The sequence below is a fragment of the Streptomyces sp. NPDC060028 genome (genome assembly GCF_042736725.1).
Taxonomy (GTDB): Bacteria; Actinomycetota; Actinomycetes; order Streptomycetales; family Streptomycetaceae; genus Streptomyces.
The window spans coordinates 1-14,465 of the sequence record NZ_JBHWVJ010000079.1 but is presented as its reverse complement, the minus strand read 5'-3'; the positions used below and the strand labels follow the sequence as shown (position 1 = coordinate 14,465).

The following is a 14,465-nucleotide window of genomic DNA, read 5'->3' as shown; positions in this document are numbered from 1 at the left end:
ACCGCCCGCACGAGTGATGCGTCATCAATCTATGAGGACAGCTGCCGGGAAATCCCTGCGGAGGGAAGTCCGTAGGGCAACACTGGGACCCTGACCAAACCAAGACGTTGATACGGGGGGCGGCCATGAACAACGCATCGAGCCGCAGCACACAGACCACACCGCAGCGAAAGAACGCATCCATGTGCCAGCACAAGCCAGCATGCCCGTCCGCCGACTCCGCCGACCGTGAGGCCGCGCACCCTGTGGCCACCCACCCGGAACAGGGCTGGAGCCTGCTGTGCAACGGTGTCCTGCTCTTCGAGGACACCGGCGAGCTGCTGCCGGACGGCCAGATCATCGCCCCGCACCGCACGCTCGCGGCGGCGTAACAGCACGAAAAGGGGCCGGCCCAGGAGCGAACAGCTCCCGGACCGGCCCCTTCGTCATGCCTAGTGCTGTGGCCGGAAAGGTTTGCCGGGTCGCGGTGTCCGGTGCGGTGCATCGCAAGGCGGAGGACCGCGCCTCGTACTGGACGTACTTGCGCGGTCCGACAACGCGGCGAGGTGCCGTGCCGGGCGCCGCGCCCCGGTGAACCTTTCCGGTCGCAGCACTAGTTGTCGTACTCGTCCAGCGGCGGGCACGAGCAGACCAGGTTGCGGTCACCGAAGGCGCCGTCGATCCGGCGCACCGGCGGCCAGTACTTCTCCGCGGCCGACACCCCACCGGGGAAGACGGCCTCGTCGCGGGTGTACGGGTGGTTCCACTCGCCGCCCAGCGCCGCCGCCGTGTGCGGGGAGTTGGCCAGCGGGTTGTCGTCCACCGGCCACTCGCCGGCCGCGACCCGCTCGATCTCGCCGCGGATGGCGATCATCGCGTCGCAGAAGCGGTCGATCTCGGCGAGGTCCTCGGACTCCGTCGGCTCGATCATCAGGGTGCCGGCCACCGGGAAGGACATCGTCGGCGCGTGGAAGCCGTAGTCGATCAGGCGCTTGGCGATGTCGTCCACGCTGACACCCGTCTCCTTCGACAGCGGGCGCAGGTCGATGATGCACTCGTGCGCGACCAGGTCGCCCGGACCGGTGTAGAGCACCGGGTAGTGCGGCTCCAGGCGCTTGGCGATGTAGTTCGCACCGAGCACGGCCACCTGGGTGGCGCGCTTGAGGCCCTCGCCACCCATCAGGCGTACGTACGACCAGGAGATCGGCAGGATGCCGGCCGAACCCCACGGCGCGGCCGAGATCGGACCGACGCCCGTCTCGGGGCCGGCGGTCGGCTGCAGCGGGTGGTTCGGCAGGTACGGGGCCAGGTGCGCCCGGACGCCGACCGGGCCGACGCCCGGACCGCCGCCGCCGTGCGGGATGCAGAAGGTCTTGTGCAGGTTCAGGTGCGAGACGTCGCCGCCGAAGTGACCCGGCTTGGCCAGGCCCACCAGGGCATTGAGGTTGGCGCCGTCCACGTAGACCTGGCCGCCGGCCTCGTGCACCTGGGCGCAGATGTCGGCGACGTGCTCCTCGAACACACCGTGGGTCGAGGGGTAGGTGATCATCAGCACGGCGAGCTCGTCGCGGTACTGCTCGATCTTGGCGCGCAGGTCGGCCGCGTCCACCTCGCCGTCGTCGGCGGTCTTGACGACGACGACCTTCATGCCGGCCATCACGGCGCTGGCGGCGTTGGTGCCGTGCGCGGAGGACGGGATGAGGCAGATGGTGCGCTGCTCGTCGCCGTTCGCACGGTGGTACGCGCGGACCGCGAGCAGACCGGCGAGCTCACCCTGGGAGCCGGCGTTCGGCTGGATGGAGACCTTGTCGTAGCCGGTGACCTCGCAGAGACGTTCCTCCAGCTCGGTGATGAGCGTGAGGTACCCCTCGGCCTGGTCCACCGGGGCGAACGGGTGCAGCTGGCCGAATTCGGGCCAGGTGACCGGCTCCATCTCAGTGGTCGCGTTGAGCTTCATGGTGCAGGAGCCCAGCGGGATCATGCCGCGGTCCAGCGCGTAGTCCTTGTCCGAGAGCTTGCGCAGGTAGCGCAGCATCGCGGTCTCGGAACGGTGCTGGTGGAAGACCGGGTGCGTCAGGTACGCGTCCGAGCGCAGCAGCCCCTCGGGCAGCGCGTCGGCGGTGGCCCCGTCGAGCGCCTCGATGTCGGCGGTGACTCCGAAGGAGGCCCAGACGGCCTCGATGTCGGCGCGCAGGGTCGTTTCGTCACAGGAGACGGAGACGAGGTCGGCGTCGACCTGGTACAGGTTGACCCCGCCCTCGCGGGCGGCGGCGACGACCTCGGCCGCGCGGCCCGGCACCCGGGCGGTGATCGTGTCGAAGTACGCGCCGTGCACGACCTCGACCCCGCCCGCGGTCAGACCGGCGGCGAGCAGGGCTGCGTAGCGGTGGGTGCGGCGGGCGATCGTCCGCAGCCCGTCCGGCCCGTGGTAGACGGCGTACATGCCGGCCATGACGGCGAGCAGCACCTGGGCGGTACAGATGTTGCTGGTGGCCTTCTCGCGGCGGATGTGCTGCTCACGGGTCTGCAGGGCCAGGCGGTAGGCCTTGTTGCCGTCCGCGTCCACCGAGACGCCGACGAGGCGGCCGGGCAGCGAGCGGGCGTGCTTGGCCTGGACGGCCATGTAGCCGGCGTGCGGACCGCCGAAGCCCATCGGCACACCGAAGCGCTGCGTGGTGCCGACGGCGATGTCCGCGCCCAGCTCACCGGGGGAGGTCAGCAGGGTCAGGGCGAGCAGGTCGGCCGAGACGGTGACGATGGCACCGAGCTCGTGCGCCTGGTCGATGACCGGCTTGATCTCCCGCACGGCGCCGGAGGCGCCCGGGTACTGGAGCAGTACGCCGAACACACCGCGCTCGGCGATCTCCGCGGGGATGCCCTCGGACAGGTCGGCGACGACGATCTCGACCCCGACCGGCTCGGCGCGGGTCTCGATCACGGCGATGGTCTGCGGCAGCGCATCGGCGTCGATCAGGAAGACGCCGTCCTTGACCTTGCCCACGCGACGGGCCAGGGACATGGCCTCGGCGGCCGCGGTGCCCTCGTCGAGCAGCGAGGCGCCGGAGGTCGGCAGACCGGTCAGGTCGGCGACGACGGTCTGGAAGTTCAGCAGCGCCTCGAGGCGGCCCTGCGAGATCTCGGGCTGGTACGGCGTGTACGCGGTGTACCAGGCCGGGTTCTCCATCACGTTGCGCAGGATCACCGGCGGCGTGAAGGTGCCGTAGTAGCCCAGGCCGATCATCGGGGAGAGGACCTGGTTCCGGTCGGCGAGGAGCCGCAGCTCGGCCAGCACCTCGGCCTCGGTGCGCGCCTCGGGCAGGTTCAGCGCGGCAGCGGTCTTGATCACATCCGGTACCGCGGCGGCGGTCAGTTCGTCCAGGGAGCCGTAGCCCACCTGGGCGAGCATCTTCGCCTGCGCCTCGGCATCCGGGCCGATGTGGCGCTGCTCGAAGGGGATGCCTCGCTCCAGCTGGGAGAGCGGAATGCGGTTGGCGGTCATGTACGGAGGCCTCCTGGTCGTACGACCTGCGAGGGGCACCACGGCGCGGGCACCCGGACGGCCTCCCCCTCTGTCATCTCAACCTGAGAGCTTCACCGGAGTCGCGGGCAGGCCCGTGAGCTCCGGCTTTCACCGTCGGTGAGGAGGGGAACCGGCACTGCGCGCCCGGTACCCGCCCCTGCTTTCCAGAGTGGCCTCGTCACGTGCGGTACGTATGCCTGAGAGATTCCGGGGAGGATTTGCTCCTTCGGCGCCTCCGTCACGTTCACTCGGAGGACTCTCCCGCACAGGGTCAACAGCCGTCACCCAGCCTACCAGCGAGGATCTGGGCACTCCCTCGAGTGGCCCCCTCTCCGGAAATGCACTTTTGTAGTCATTACGGAGGAGTTGCGACCATATGGAGGGACCGTGCAGACCGACATCGATCCGCGCAGCCTGATCGGCCGCAAGGCGTTCGACCGCAATGGGACCAAGATCGGCACCATCGACGAGGTCTACCTCGACGATGCCACGGGAGTTCCGGAATGGGCCGCCGTCCGGACCGGCCTGTTCAGCCGGGACGCCTTCGTCCCCCTGGAACCGAGCGAGCTGGTGGGCGACACCCTGCGGGTGCCCTTCGAGCGCTCGCTCATCCGCGACGCCCCGGACTTCGGCGTCGGCCGCCACCTCTCGCCCGAACAGGAGCTGCAGCTCTACCACCACTACGGCCTGGACATCGCCGTCCCCTCCGACTTCCAGCGCGACTTCGGGCGCCTGGCGGGCGAGGACACCCCTTAGGGATCACACGACTCCCCGACCAGGGGCAGCGGATCGGACGGCTCCAGCTCGGGGTCGTCCACCAGGAACGTCCGCACCCGGCCCGGCTGCGACCCGGGCCGCTCGAACCGCACGGTCACCCGCCCGACCCCGCTCCCCTGCACCCACCCGGGCCCGTACACCGCGTGCAGTACGTCGCTCCCGGCCGCCCAGCGGCGCTCGGGAGCGGGCTCGGGGTCCGCGGGCCCCGGAGTCTCACCCGGGCCCTCACCCGGCCCGATGCCCGGCCCGATGCCCGGCCCGGTGCCACCGCCGTCGGCAGCGTCGTTCACCCCACCGGCCGCACCGGCCCCGAGCGTCCCACCGGCCTCGTCCTCCCCGTCGGCCACGGCGACCAGCGACGCGGCCTGGGCGAAGAGGTCCTCCTGCGTGTAGTCGGCCAGCCCCGTCACCCCAACCCCCAGCAGCCGCACCCCGCCCGTGGTGTCCACCGACTCCAGCAGCCGCGCTGCCGCCTCCCGCACCACCGCCGGGTCGTCCGTCGGCCCGCGCAGCGTCTCCGACCGGGTCAGCGTCGAGAAGTCGTAGCGGCGCACCTTCAGCACGATCGTGCGCCCCGAGTGCCCTGACTCCCGCAGCCGCCGCACACACCGGTCGGCGAGCCGCTGCACCTCGCCCCGGATCCGCACCCGGTCGTGGATGTCCACGTCGAAGGTGTCCTCGACCGACACCGATTTCGCATCGCGCTCGGCCACCACCGGCCGCTCGTCCAGCCCCAGCGCCATCCGGTACAGCCCGACCCCGTGCGAGCGCCCCACCATCCGGACCAGCTCGTCCTCACCCGCCTCGGCGAGCTCTCCCACCGTCGTGATCCCGGCCCGCCGCAGGTGCTCCCCCGTGGCCGGCCCGACCCCGGGCAGGGTCCGTACCGACATCGGCGCCAGCAGCTCGCGCTCCGTGCCCACCTCGATCAGCAGCAGACCGTTCGGCTTGGCCTCCTCCGAGGCCACCTTGGCCAGCATCTTGGAGCCGGCCAGCCCCACCGACCCGCTGAGCCCGGTCGCGGCCCGGATGTCCGCCCTGAGCCGCTCACCGACGACCCGCGCGCCCTGGGCGTCGAAGGCGACCCCGCCGGCCTCCAGGTCCACGAAGGCCTCGTCCAGGCTGAGCGGCTCCACCAGCGGCGACAGCTCCCGCAGCAGGGCCATGACCACGTCGCTGACCGCCCGGTACAGGCTGAAGCGCGGGATCAGATAGGCGCCGTTCGGGCACAGCCTGCGCGCCTGGGCCGTCGGCATCGCCGAGTGCACCCCGAAGCGCCTGGCCTCGTACGAGGCGGTCGCGACGACCCCGCGCGGCCCGAGCCCGCCGACGATGACGGCCTTGCCGCGCAGGCTCGGCTTCGCCGCCTGCTCCACGGCGGCGTAGAAGGCGTCCATGTCCAGGTGCAGGATCGTCGGGGCGGCTCTCACAGCACCGATGCTGCACTACGCCACTGACAATCCGGGGGCGGGACCCGGTCCGCCTCAGACGGCCCGGTTGCGGCGCGCGGCGAGCTCGTCGGCCGGGTTGTGCCCGACCACCGTCTCGCCGGTGTCCACGCGCTCCCCGTGGAGCTGCGAGAGGGCATTCTCGACGTCCCGCCAGACCACGCCGACGGCGATGCCGAAGATTCCCTGCCCGCCCTGGAGCAGGGTCACCACCTGGTCCGGCGAGGTGCACTCGTACACGGTGGCGCCGTCGCTCATCAACGTCATGCGCTCAAGGTCCGAGAAACCGCGGTCGCGCAGGTGCTGCACGGCGGCGCGGATGTTCTGCAGCGCCACCCCGGTGTCCAGGAAACGCTTGACGATCTTGAGGACGACGACGTCCCGGAAGCTGTACAGCCGCTGTGTGCCCGACCCGTACGCGGGACGCACACTGGGCTCCACCAGCCCGGTCCGCGCCCAGTAGTCCAGCTGCCGGTACGTGATGCCGGCCGCGGCGCACGCCGTAGGCCCCCGGTACCCCACCTGCTCGGGCGCCGGCTCGCCGCCCAGCGGTCCGACCGGCGTCGACTCCGGCTGACGGCGCGCGGAGCCCACCGCACCGCCGTGCAGCGGGTACGGTCCACCGTCACTCCGTGCGGGGGTGCCCCCGGTCGTACCGTCGCCCGTGATCCTCACGCCGACCCTCCGTCCTTGACCTGCCACCTCGAAGGTAGGCAGTCACCAGGGGTGCGTCAACGATCGCCACACTCGGCACGCCGAGTGATAATCACCCTGAGAGTGGTTTCCCGTACCCCGTTGCCGGGAAAGGCTATTCGAATGGGCTGATTTTCCCCGGAGGATGCCCGGCGATACCCGGCGGATACCCGGGCCGACGCGGTCACTGGGGCCCGGTACCGAAGTCCTCCGGCGAGATCTGGTCGAGGAACTCGCGGAACTTCTCCACCTCGTCCTCCTGCTCGTCCGGAATGGCGATTCCGGCGTCGTCCAGCACGCCGTCACTGCCGTAGATCGGCGTCCCCGTCCGCAGGGCCAGCGCTATGGCGTCGGAGGGCCGCGCGCTCACCTCGACCCCGCTGGCGAACACGAGCTCCGCGTAGAAGACGCCCTCCCGCAGATCCGTGATCCGGACCTCGGTGAGCTCCTCGCCGATCGCCTCCAGCACGTCCTTGAACAGGTCGTGCGTCAGCGGCCGGGCAGGGGCCATCCCCTGCTGCGCGAAGGCAATGGCGGTCGCCTCCCCTGGTCCGATCCAGATGGGGAGGTACCGGTCGCCTCCCACTTCACGCAGGAGCACGATCGGTTGGTTCGAGGGCATTTCCACCCGGACACCCACAACGTCGAGCTCATTCACACAGCAACCCTAGGACCTGCTCGGCCGGTTTGGGTAGTCGGGCTCCCCCAAGGTGCCTCCCGAGCTCCCCCCGGCGACCCCTGGAAGCCGCCGCAGCTCAGGGCAGCCGCACCCCGAGAGCCGTCTGCACGAGGGCCTCGTGAAGCCGTACGGACAGCCCCGCGAGCTCCTTCATGGTGGCCTCGGCATGCGCCCTGGTCTGGGGGTTGCGGTGGCGGCGCAGCGGAGCCACGACCTGCTCCACCAGGCCCGCCTCCCGGTCCGCGGCGGCCTTCATCGCCCGCAGGTGCCGCGGCTCCAGCCCGAACCGCCCCAGATCGGCCACCAGACGGGCCACGGTGACCGCCTCGGCGTCGAATCCGCCGCCGGGCGCCTCCGCGAGCAGCCCGTACGACTCCCACTCCACCAGCTGCACCTCGTCCACGTCGGCCGCGGCCATCAGCTCGGCCCGGCCCACGCGCGCCACCGTCGGCCGTTCCCGGCCGACCTCCCCGTACACGGCGGCGGGGCTCGCGGGATCCACGGACTCCCCGTGCGCCGTCGGCGCCGGGATGCGGATCTGCTCGCCCCGTGCAAGGGCGTCGAGCTGCTCGCGGATGACCTTCAACGGAAGGTAGTGGTCGCGCTGGAGCCGCAGGATGCGGGCCAACCGCTCGACGTCGTCGGTGCTGAACTTGCGGTATCCGGAAGGTGTGCGCCTGGGCTCGACGAGCCCCTCCGCCTCCAGGAACCGGATCTTTGAAATCGTGACTTCGGGGAACTCGTCACGCAGCATGGTCAGCACCGTGCCGATGCTCACCAGCCGCCCGGCCGAGCCGGCGGTGCCGTTTCCGACACCGCCCGTCGGGGTGCGCAGCATGGGACCTTCCCTTGACGGGTCAGATGCCCCGCAGGCTCGCGTAGAAGACCAGCCGGTACTTGCCGATCTGCACCTCGTCGCCGTTGTGCAGGGAGACGGATTCGATCGGCTCACGGTTCACGTACGTGCCGTTGAGGCTGCCGACGTCGGCGACGGTGAAGCCGCCGTCCTGGCTCCTGCGGAATTCGACATGACGCCGGGAGACGGTGACGTCGTCCAGGAAGATGTCGCTCTGCGGGTGCCGGCCTGCCGTCGTCAGCTCACCGTCCAGAAGGAAACGGCTTCCGGAGTTGGGACCACGCCGCACGATCAGCAGGGCGGAACCCGGAGGAAGCGCTTCCACCGCGGCCTGGGCCTCGGGGGACAGCGAGGAGGACACGTGCGGTTGGCCCGACACCTCGGCCTCGTAGGCCTCAAGGCCCGAGATCGAGATGGTGGACGTGGTCTCCGAGGCACGCTCCGGCGTCAGACCCGCCCGCAGCGGCGCCCCGCAGTTGGAGCAGAAGCGGCTGGCCGCATCGCTGCGGTGCCCGCACCTGCTGCAAATCTGCTCGGCCGACATGGACGGCTCCTCGCGCCGCGGCTGCCCCGCGGAGGCATTGGTGGCATACGGGTCGGGCGTAAACCCTCCACCCGTACCTGAGGTTGATGGTTCACCGAAACCTATGCGTCCGGAACCGGCAGGGTCAACAGTCGACGCGCCCTGCGCGCCCGAAATGTCACCCGCCCCGGCAACCTCGTCCCGGAAGAGCGGCCGGCCGCCCTGCCCTTCCGGGTCTCCGTGACCCGCGCGGTGCCTGGCCGCACCGCTCTCCTCACGGTTCTTCTTGCCGAACAACTTCTCAAACAACTTCACGGGCGATTCCCCTTGACCGAAACAGACCCGCCCGTGGGGCAGGACGAACTCCGAATGCAACACCTGCCGACCCGGACAATCTCACAACGTCCGTAACCACCAGACAGTTTCCACCACGCACCGCGACTTCGGCGCGCCGACCCCCCGCAGGCATCCGCCCGCGTGAGCCGGTCCGCTCGTCCGTCACGCCGCCTCACGACGATGACGACCGAGCGTAGTCAGGCTGCTTCACAGCCCGCAAGGCATCCACAACGATCTTCGCCGACCGTGTGACGGCGACGGTGGCCTGCTCCTTCTCCAGCGTCTGCACGACACCGCCGGGAATGTTGAGCGCGGGCTCCAGATCCTGCGGCTTGCCGATCACCCTGAACTCATAAGGCTGTGTGATCTTCTTACCGTCGATCCCGACGCCACCGCCCTCGTCCGAGAAGTACGAGCCCGCCACGATGCGCACACCGTTGATCTGGATCGCCTCGGCGCCCGCGGCCCGCAGCTCCTGGAGCGTGTCCAGCAGCTGGTCCGACCGCACCTGGCCCTTCACATCGGTGATCTTCAGCGTGATGCCGGGCCCCTGCGCAGCCACCGTACCGGCCAGGATGCCGAGTTGGCGCTCCTTCTCCACGGTCTGCCTCCGGGCCTCCTCGGCCTGGTTGGAGCTGTTCTCCAGCTCCTTGCGCTGGTCCTCCAGCTTCGACTTCTCATCCTCCAGGCGCTTGGTCCGCCCGTCGAGCTCGTCGAGGATCCGTACGAGGTCCTCCTGACGGGCCCCGCGCAGCGCACTGGAGTCGCTGTTGGACCGCACCTGGATGGCCAGCCCGAGCCCCAGGACGAACAGCAGCACCGCGACGATCAATTGGGCCCGGCTCACGCGCGGCGGCCACAGCCCGGCCGCCAGCCGCTGCCGGCCCGTCTGCGCGGGCTCCCCGGCCGGGGGCGGACCGTCCTTCGGCGGCGTGTCCTTCAGCGGCTGCTCCGGGACGTTCGGCTCCTCGGGCGGAGTGTCGTTCGTACTCATCGGCCTCACGCCCGGAAGACGTGCCGGCGGATGGCCGCGGCGTTGGAGAAGATCCGGATGCCGAGGACGACGACCACACCCGTCGACAGCTGCGAGCCCACGCCCAGCTTGTCGCCGAGGAAGACGATCAGCGCGGCCACGACCACGTTCGACAGGAACGACACCACGAACACCTTGTCCACGAAGATGCCGTCCAGCATCGCGCGCAGACCGCCGAACACCGCGTCCAGCGCCGCCACCACGGCGATCGGCAGATATGGCTCCACCACGGCCGGCACTTCGGGCCGGACCAGAAGTCCGACCACCACTCCGGCCACGAGGCCCAGTACCGCGATCACGATGCACCCTTCTTCGGCTCTTCTGCTGTAGCTGTCCGTACGGTCAGACTCGACGCCGCCGGCAGCCGTACCTCGTCCGCTGCGGACAACGTGTAGCGGATCCCGTAACTCTCCTGCAGCACATGCAGGTACTGGCCGTCCGCGGAGTCCTGGAACGTGGTCCCCAGCCGCTTCTTGTCACCGACCGCCAGCACTTCGTACGGAGGCACCAGCGGCCTGTTGTCGACCAGTATCGCGTCACCCGCGGCCCGGATCGCCGACAGCGCCGTCAGCCGCTGTCCGTTGATGGAGACGGCCTCCGCCCCCGACTGCCACAGCCCGTTGACGATCTTCTGCATGTCCCGGTCGCGGAGCCGCCCGGTGTCCGAGAAACCCGTGCTCTCCCGCGGCTTGCCGCCGCCACCCGACGAAGCGCCCTTCGCGTCGTCGATCACCAGCCTGATACCGGGCCCGCGGACCTCCGTGGCGCCGGACAGCAGCGCCACGAGCTGGCCCTGGTCGCCCCCGTGCTGCTTCAGCGCCTCGTTCTGACGCTCCGCGACGGAATCGCGCAGCCGCTCGATGTCCCGCTCCAGACCGTCGGCACGCTCATCGGAGCGCTGCACCCGGTCGATCAGCTCCTGACGCTCCTTGGCCAGCACCGGCGCGGCAACCTGGGCCTGCGCGGCGCCGAGCGTGACGACCGCCGCGGCGAGCACCAGGCCGACGGCAAGCCCCAGTTTGGCCTTGAGGGTACGCGGCAGGCCCGCCTTGCCCTCGGCCTCGAGCCGGGCCGTCGCCTCCGCGTAGCCCTCGTCGAGGCTGTGGTCCATCACGTGCGTCAGCAGCGACATGGACGCGTCCGGGCGCGCGGGAGGCGTCGAACTCCGGTTGTGGGGCGGCTGCGACATGCCGCACATCGTCGCATGTCGGCGCCGCCCACACCGAATGCGCCCGACCGGTGGACCGGGCCGGGCCTCCGCCCGGCCCGGCCACCGGGCCGGGGTCCTACCTCATCGCGTGCCCGGCGCTCAGTGCCCGCCCCCGTCCACCACGGCCGCCCACTCGTCGAGCAGCGCCTGCGCCGACGTGTCGTCGGGACCCTCGGCCCACAGATGGGTGACGGCCTCCGCCGGGTCCGGCAGCACGAGCGCCCACCGTCCGTCGGCCTCTACCACCCGGACCCCGTCCGTGGTGTCCACCTGCCGGTCCCCGGCCGCCTCCACGACCCGCCGCATGACCAGGCCCTTCACCGCCCACGGCGTCGGCACGTCCCGCTTGAGCACGTGCGCCCGCGGAATCCGCGCATCGATCTGGCTCAGCGTGAGCTGCGTCCGCGCCACCAGCCCGATCAGTTGCACGAAGGCCGCCGCCCCGTCGAAGACACTGCTGAACTCCGGAACGATGAACCCGCCCCGGCCGTCCCCGCCGAAAATGGTGTTCTCCGCCCGGCCCACGCGGGTCAGGTCGTCGGGCGAGGTGGTCGTCCACTCCACCTGCGTGCCGTGGTACGCCGCCACCTGCTCGGCGATACGGGTCGTGGTCACCGGCAGCGCCACCTTGCCGCTGCGCTTCGCCGCGGCCACCAGATCGAGCAGCACCAGCAGCGCCCGGTCGTCCTCGATGATCCGCCCGCGCTCGTCCACCAGGGAGATCCGCTCCCCCACCGGGTCGAAGCGCACTCCGAAGGCCGCACGCGAAGAAGCGACGATTTCGCCGAGCCGCACCAAGCCGGCCCGCCGCGATTCCGTGGTCTCCGTCGGCCGCGACTCGTCGAGCCCGGGATTGACCGTGAGCGCGTCCACACCGAGCTTGCCCAGAAGGCTCGGCAGCACCAGGCCTGCACTGCCGTTGGAGGCGTCCACGACCACCTTGAGCCCCGAATCGGCGACCCCGGTGATGTCCACCCGGCGCAGCAGGGAGCCCGTGTACGAGTCGAAGACGCTGGACGGGAACTGCAGGTCGCCGATCTCGCCGGGGAAGGCACGCCGGTACTCCTGGCGCGCGTACACCCGGTCCAGCTTGCGCTGCCCCGCCTGCGAGAGGTCCGCCCCTCGCTCGTCCAGGAACATGATGTCCACGGAGTCCGGGATCCCCGGAGAGGTGCGCAGCATGATCCCGCCGGCACTGCCCCGGGCGGTCTGCTGCCTGGCCACCGGCAGCGGGACGTTCTCCAGGTCCCGTACGTTGATGGCGCTGGCCTGCAGCGCCGAGATCACGGCCCGCTTGAGCGCTCGCGCACCACGGGAGTGGTCGCGGGCCGTGGTGACGATCGCACCCTTCTTCAGGGTCGTCGCGTAGGCGCCGGCGAGCCGGACCACCAGCTCCGGAGTGATCTCCACGTTCAGGATCCCGGTGACTCCGCGCGCGCCGAACAGATGCGCCTGTCCGCGCGACTCCCAGATCACCGAGGTGTTGACGAAGGCACCCGCCTCGATCGTCTTGAAGGGATAGACCCGCACGTTCCCCTGAACGATCGATTCCTCACCGACGAGGCACTCGTCACCGATGACGGCCCCGTCCTCGATCCGGGCGGCCCGCATGATGTCGGTGTTCTTGCCGATGACGCAGCCGCGGAGATTGCTGTGGGGCCCGATGTACACGTTGTCGTGCACGACGGCTCTGTGCAGGAAGGCACCGCTCTTGACGACGACGTTCGACCCGATGACCGTGTGCTCGCGGATCTCCACGCCGGCCTCGATCTTGGCGTAGTCCCCGATGTACAGCGGTCCGCGCAGCACCGCGTCCGGGCTCACCTCGGCCCCTTCGGCGATCCATACGCCCGGGGAGATCTCGAAGCCGTCCATGTCGACCTGGACCTTGCCCTCGAGTACGTCGGCCTGCGCCTTGACGTAGCTCTCGTGGGTGCCGACGTCCTCCCAGTAGCCCTCGGCCACGTAGCCGTAGATCGGCCGGCCTTCCTTCATCAGCTGCGGGAAGACGTCGCCGGACCAGTCGACGGAAACGTCCGCGTCGACGTAGTCGAAGATCTCCGGCTCCATCACGTAGATGCCGGTGTTGATGGTGTCCGAGAAGACCTGGCCCCAGGTCGGCTTCTCGAGGAAGCGCTCGACCTTGCCCTCCTCGTCCACGATGGTGATGCCGAACTCGAGCGGATTCGGCACCCGGGTCAGGCACACCGTGACCAGTGCGCCCTTCTCCTTGTGGAATTTGATGAGATCGGTGAGGTCGAAGTCGGTGAGCGCATCGCCGGAGATCACGAGGAACGTGTCGTCCTTCAAGGCCTCCTCGGCGTTCTTCACGCTGCCGGCGGTCCCGAGTGGCTTCTCCTCATTGGCATAGGTGAGCTCCATTCCGAGCTCCTCGCCGTCACCGAAATAGTTCCTGACGAGTGATGCCAGGAATTGCACGGTGACCACGGTCTCGCTGAGCCCATGCCGCTTGAGCAGCCTGAGCACATGCTCCATGATCGGCCGGTTCGCAACCGGCAGGAGCGGCTTGGGCATGCTCGAGGTCATAGGGCGAAGGCGTGTGCCTTCGCCACCGGCCATCACGACGGCCTTCATGTCGGAAGAGTCCTCCTTGAGAGACGACGTTCTCGCCGACTTCACCCGCCTCGGACGGTGACGGGACAACTCCTCCGCGTCAGTCCGGCGCCGGGCGAGCTCAATCGGCCGCGGCGTCCGCCTTCACGAGCCGGCGGACCTGCACCACGTAAAGGATTCCTGCCCACCAGTAGAGGGTTGTACCCCATCCGGCGAACGCCCATCCGAAAACTGACCCCGTCCAGGCCAACCAACCCGTCCCGTCACTGAGCAACAGCAAGGGGAAGGCGTACATCAGGTTGAAGGTCGCGGCCTTCCCGAGGAAGTTGACCTGCGGCGGCGGATAGCCGTGTCGGCGCAGGATCCAGACCATGACCAGCAGCATCAGCTCACGGGCGAGCAGGGCCACGGTGAGCCAGATCGGCAGAATGCCGCGATAGGTCAGCCCGAACAGCGTGGACAGGATGTACAGCCGGTCTGCAGCCGGATCCAGCAGCCTCCCGAGGCTGCTGATCTGATTCCAGCGCCGCGCGAGCTTCCCGTCGAGGTAGTCACTGATCCCGCTGAGCATGAGCACGGCCAGTGCCCAGCCGTCATGCTCCGCCAGGATCAGCCACAGGAACAGCGGCACGCCGGCGAGGCGCGCCATGCTCAGGATGTTCGGAATGGTGAAAATTCGGTCAGTCTGAACCCGAGTCTCCTGGACCTCCACCCGGGGGCCTCCACTGTGACTGTAGAAATGTCGAACGATGCCCCCTGACCCTACAGGAGACCGCACACGTGCCCTGAACGCAGAAAAGCCCCGCACCATTAAAGGTGCGGGGCTTTCCCACAATG

Annotated in this window: 13 protein-coding genes and 1 riboswitch; of the genes, 2 read left to right on the top strand and 11 right to left on the bottom strand. The window is 69.8% G+C overall.

The genetic code is table 11. The annotated features are described in order from the left end of the window. Nucleotides 1-182 precede the first annotated feature (182 nt). A complete protein-coding gene (locus tag ACFWBF_RS29570; RefSeq protein ID WP_385226249.1) occupies nt 183-371 on the top strand; it encodes a DUF5999 family protein in 189 nt (62 codons plus the stop codon). 221 nt (nt 372-592) lie between these two features. Here ACFWBF_RS29570 and gcvP read toward each other — a convergent pair whose 3' ends face one another. Continuing rightward, nucleotides 593-3,478, bottom strand: coding sequence for an aminomethyl-transferring glycine dehydrogenase (gene gcvP / locus ACFWBF_RS29565; protein ID WP_385607265.1), 2,886 nt, complete (start codon nt 3,476-3,478; stop codon nt 593-595). 196 nt (nt 3,479-3,674) lie between these two features. Next, nucleotides 3,675-3,773, bottom strand: a riboswitch (glycine riboswitch). 113 nt (nt 3,774-3,886) lie between these two features. On the opposite strand from gcvP, the gene ACFWBF_RS29560 reads away from it, so the two are divergent. Then, nucleotides 3,887-4,255: a PRC-barrel domain-containing protein gene (locus ACFWBF_RS29560; protein ID WP_385226245.1), complete on the top strand. Its 369-nt coding sequence runs from the start codon at nt 3,887-3,889 to the stop codon at nt 4,253-4,255. Here the strand turns inward: ACFWBF_RS29560 and ACFWBF_RS29555 are convergent. The 10 genes from ACFWBF_RS29555 to ACFWBF_RS29510 form a co-directional block, all read right to left on the bottom strand. Next, on the bottom strand, nt 4,252-5,706 hold the full coding sequence (locus tag ACFWBF_RS29555; protein ID WP_385607263.1) for a DNA polymerase IV: 1,455 nt from the start codon (nt 5,704-5,706) through the stop codon (nt 4,252-4,254). The genes ACFWBF_RS29560 and ACFWBF_RS29555 overlap by 4 nt on opposite strands. A gap of 54 nt (nt 5,707-5,760) precedes the next feature. After that, entirely contained in the window at nt 5,761-6,399 is a 639-nt protein-coding gene (locus tag ACFWBF_RS29550; RefSeq protein WP_385607261.1) for a MerR family transcriptional regulator, read from the bottom strand. A gap of 202 nt (nt 6,400-6,601) precedes the next feature. Continuing rightward, nucleotides 6,602-7,075, bottom strand: a complete 474-nt coding sequence (locus tag ACFWBF_RS29545; RefSeq protein ID WP_030009777.1) for a bifunctional nuclease family protein — start codon at nt 7,073-7,075, stop codon at nt 6,602-6,604. Between the two features lie 97 nt (nt 7,076-7,172). Then, entirely contained in the window at nt 7,173-7,934 is a 762-nt protein-coding gene (locus ACFWBF_RS29540; RefSeq protein ID WP_385607260.1) for a MerR family transcriptional regulator, read from the bottom strand. 19 nt (nt 7,935-7,953) lie between these two features. Then, nucleotides 7,954-8,496, bottom strand: a complete 543-nt coding sequence (locus ACFWBF_RS29535; protein WP_385607259.1) for an FHA domain-containing protein — start codon at nt 8,494-8,496, stop codon at nt 7,954-7,956. Between the two features lie 487 nt (nt 8,497-8,983). Further along, on the bottom strand, nt 8,984-9,814 hold the full coding sequence (locus tag ACFWBF_RS29530; RefSeq protein ID WP_385607257.1) for a DUF881 domain-containing protein: 831 nt from the start codon (nt 9,812-9,814) through the stop codon (nt 8,984-8,986). Next, entirely contained in the window at nt 9,811-10,143 is a 333-nt protein-coding gene (locus ACFWBF_RS29525; protein ID WP_030158423.1) for a small basic family protein, read from the bottom strand. Before ACFWBF_RS29525 ends, ACFWBF_RS29530 begins: the two co-directional genes overlap by 4 nt. Then, entirely contained in the window at nt 10,140-11,042 is a 903-nt protein-coding gene (locus ACFWBF_RS29520) for a DUF881 domain-containing protein (RefSeq protein WP_385607255.1), read from the bottom strand. The genes ACFWBF_RS29525 and ACFWBF_RS29520 overlap by 4 nt, the downstream gene beginning before the upstream one ends. A gap of 111 nt (nt 11,043-11,153) precedes the next feature. Further along, the gene (locus tag ACFWBF_RS29515) at nt 11,154-13,649 is read right to left on the bottom strand and encodes a sugar phosphate nucleotidyltransferase (protein WP_385607254.1); all 2,496 of its coding nucleotides are present in this window, start codon (nt 13,647-13,649) and stop codon (nt 11,154-11,156) included. A gap of 100 nt (nt 13,650-13,749) precedes the next feature. Beyond that, nucleotides 13,750-14,340 (bottom strand): CDP-alcohol phosphatidyltransferase family protein, encoded by a 591-nt coding sequence (locus ACFWBF_RS29510; RefSeq protein ID WP_385607252.1) that lies wholly within the window; start codon nt 14,338-14,340, stop codon nt 13,750-13,752. Between the last annotated feature and the right edge of the window lie 125 nt (nt 14,341-14,465).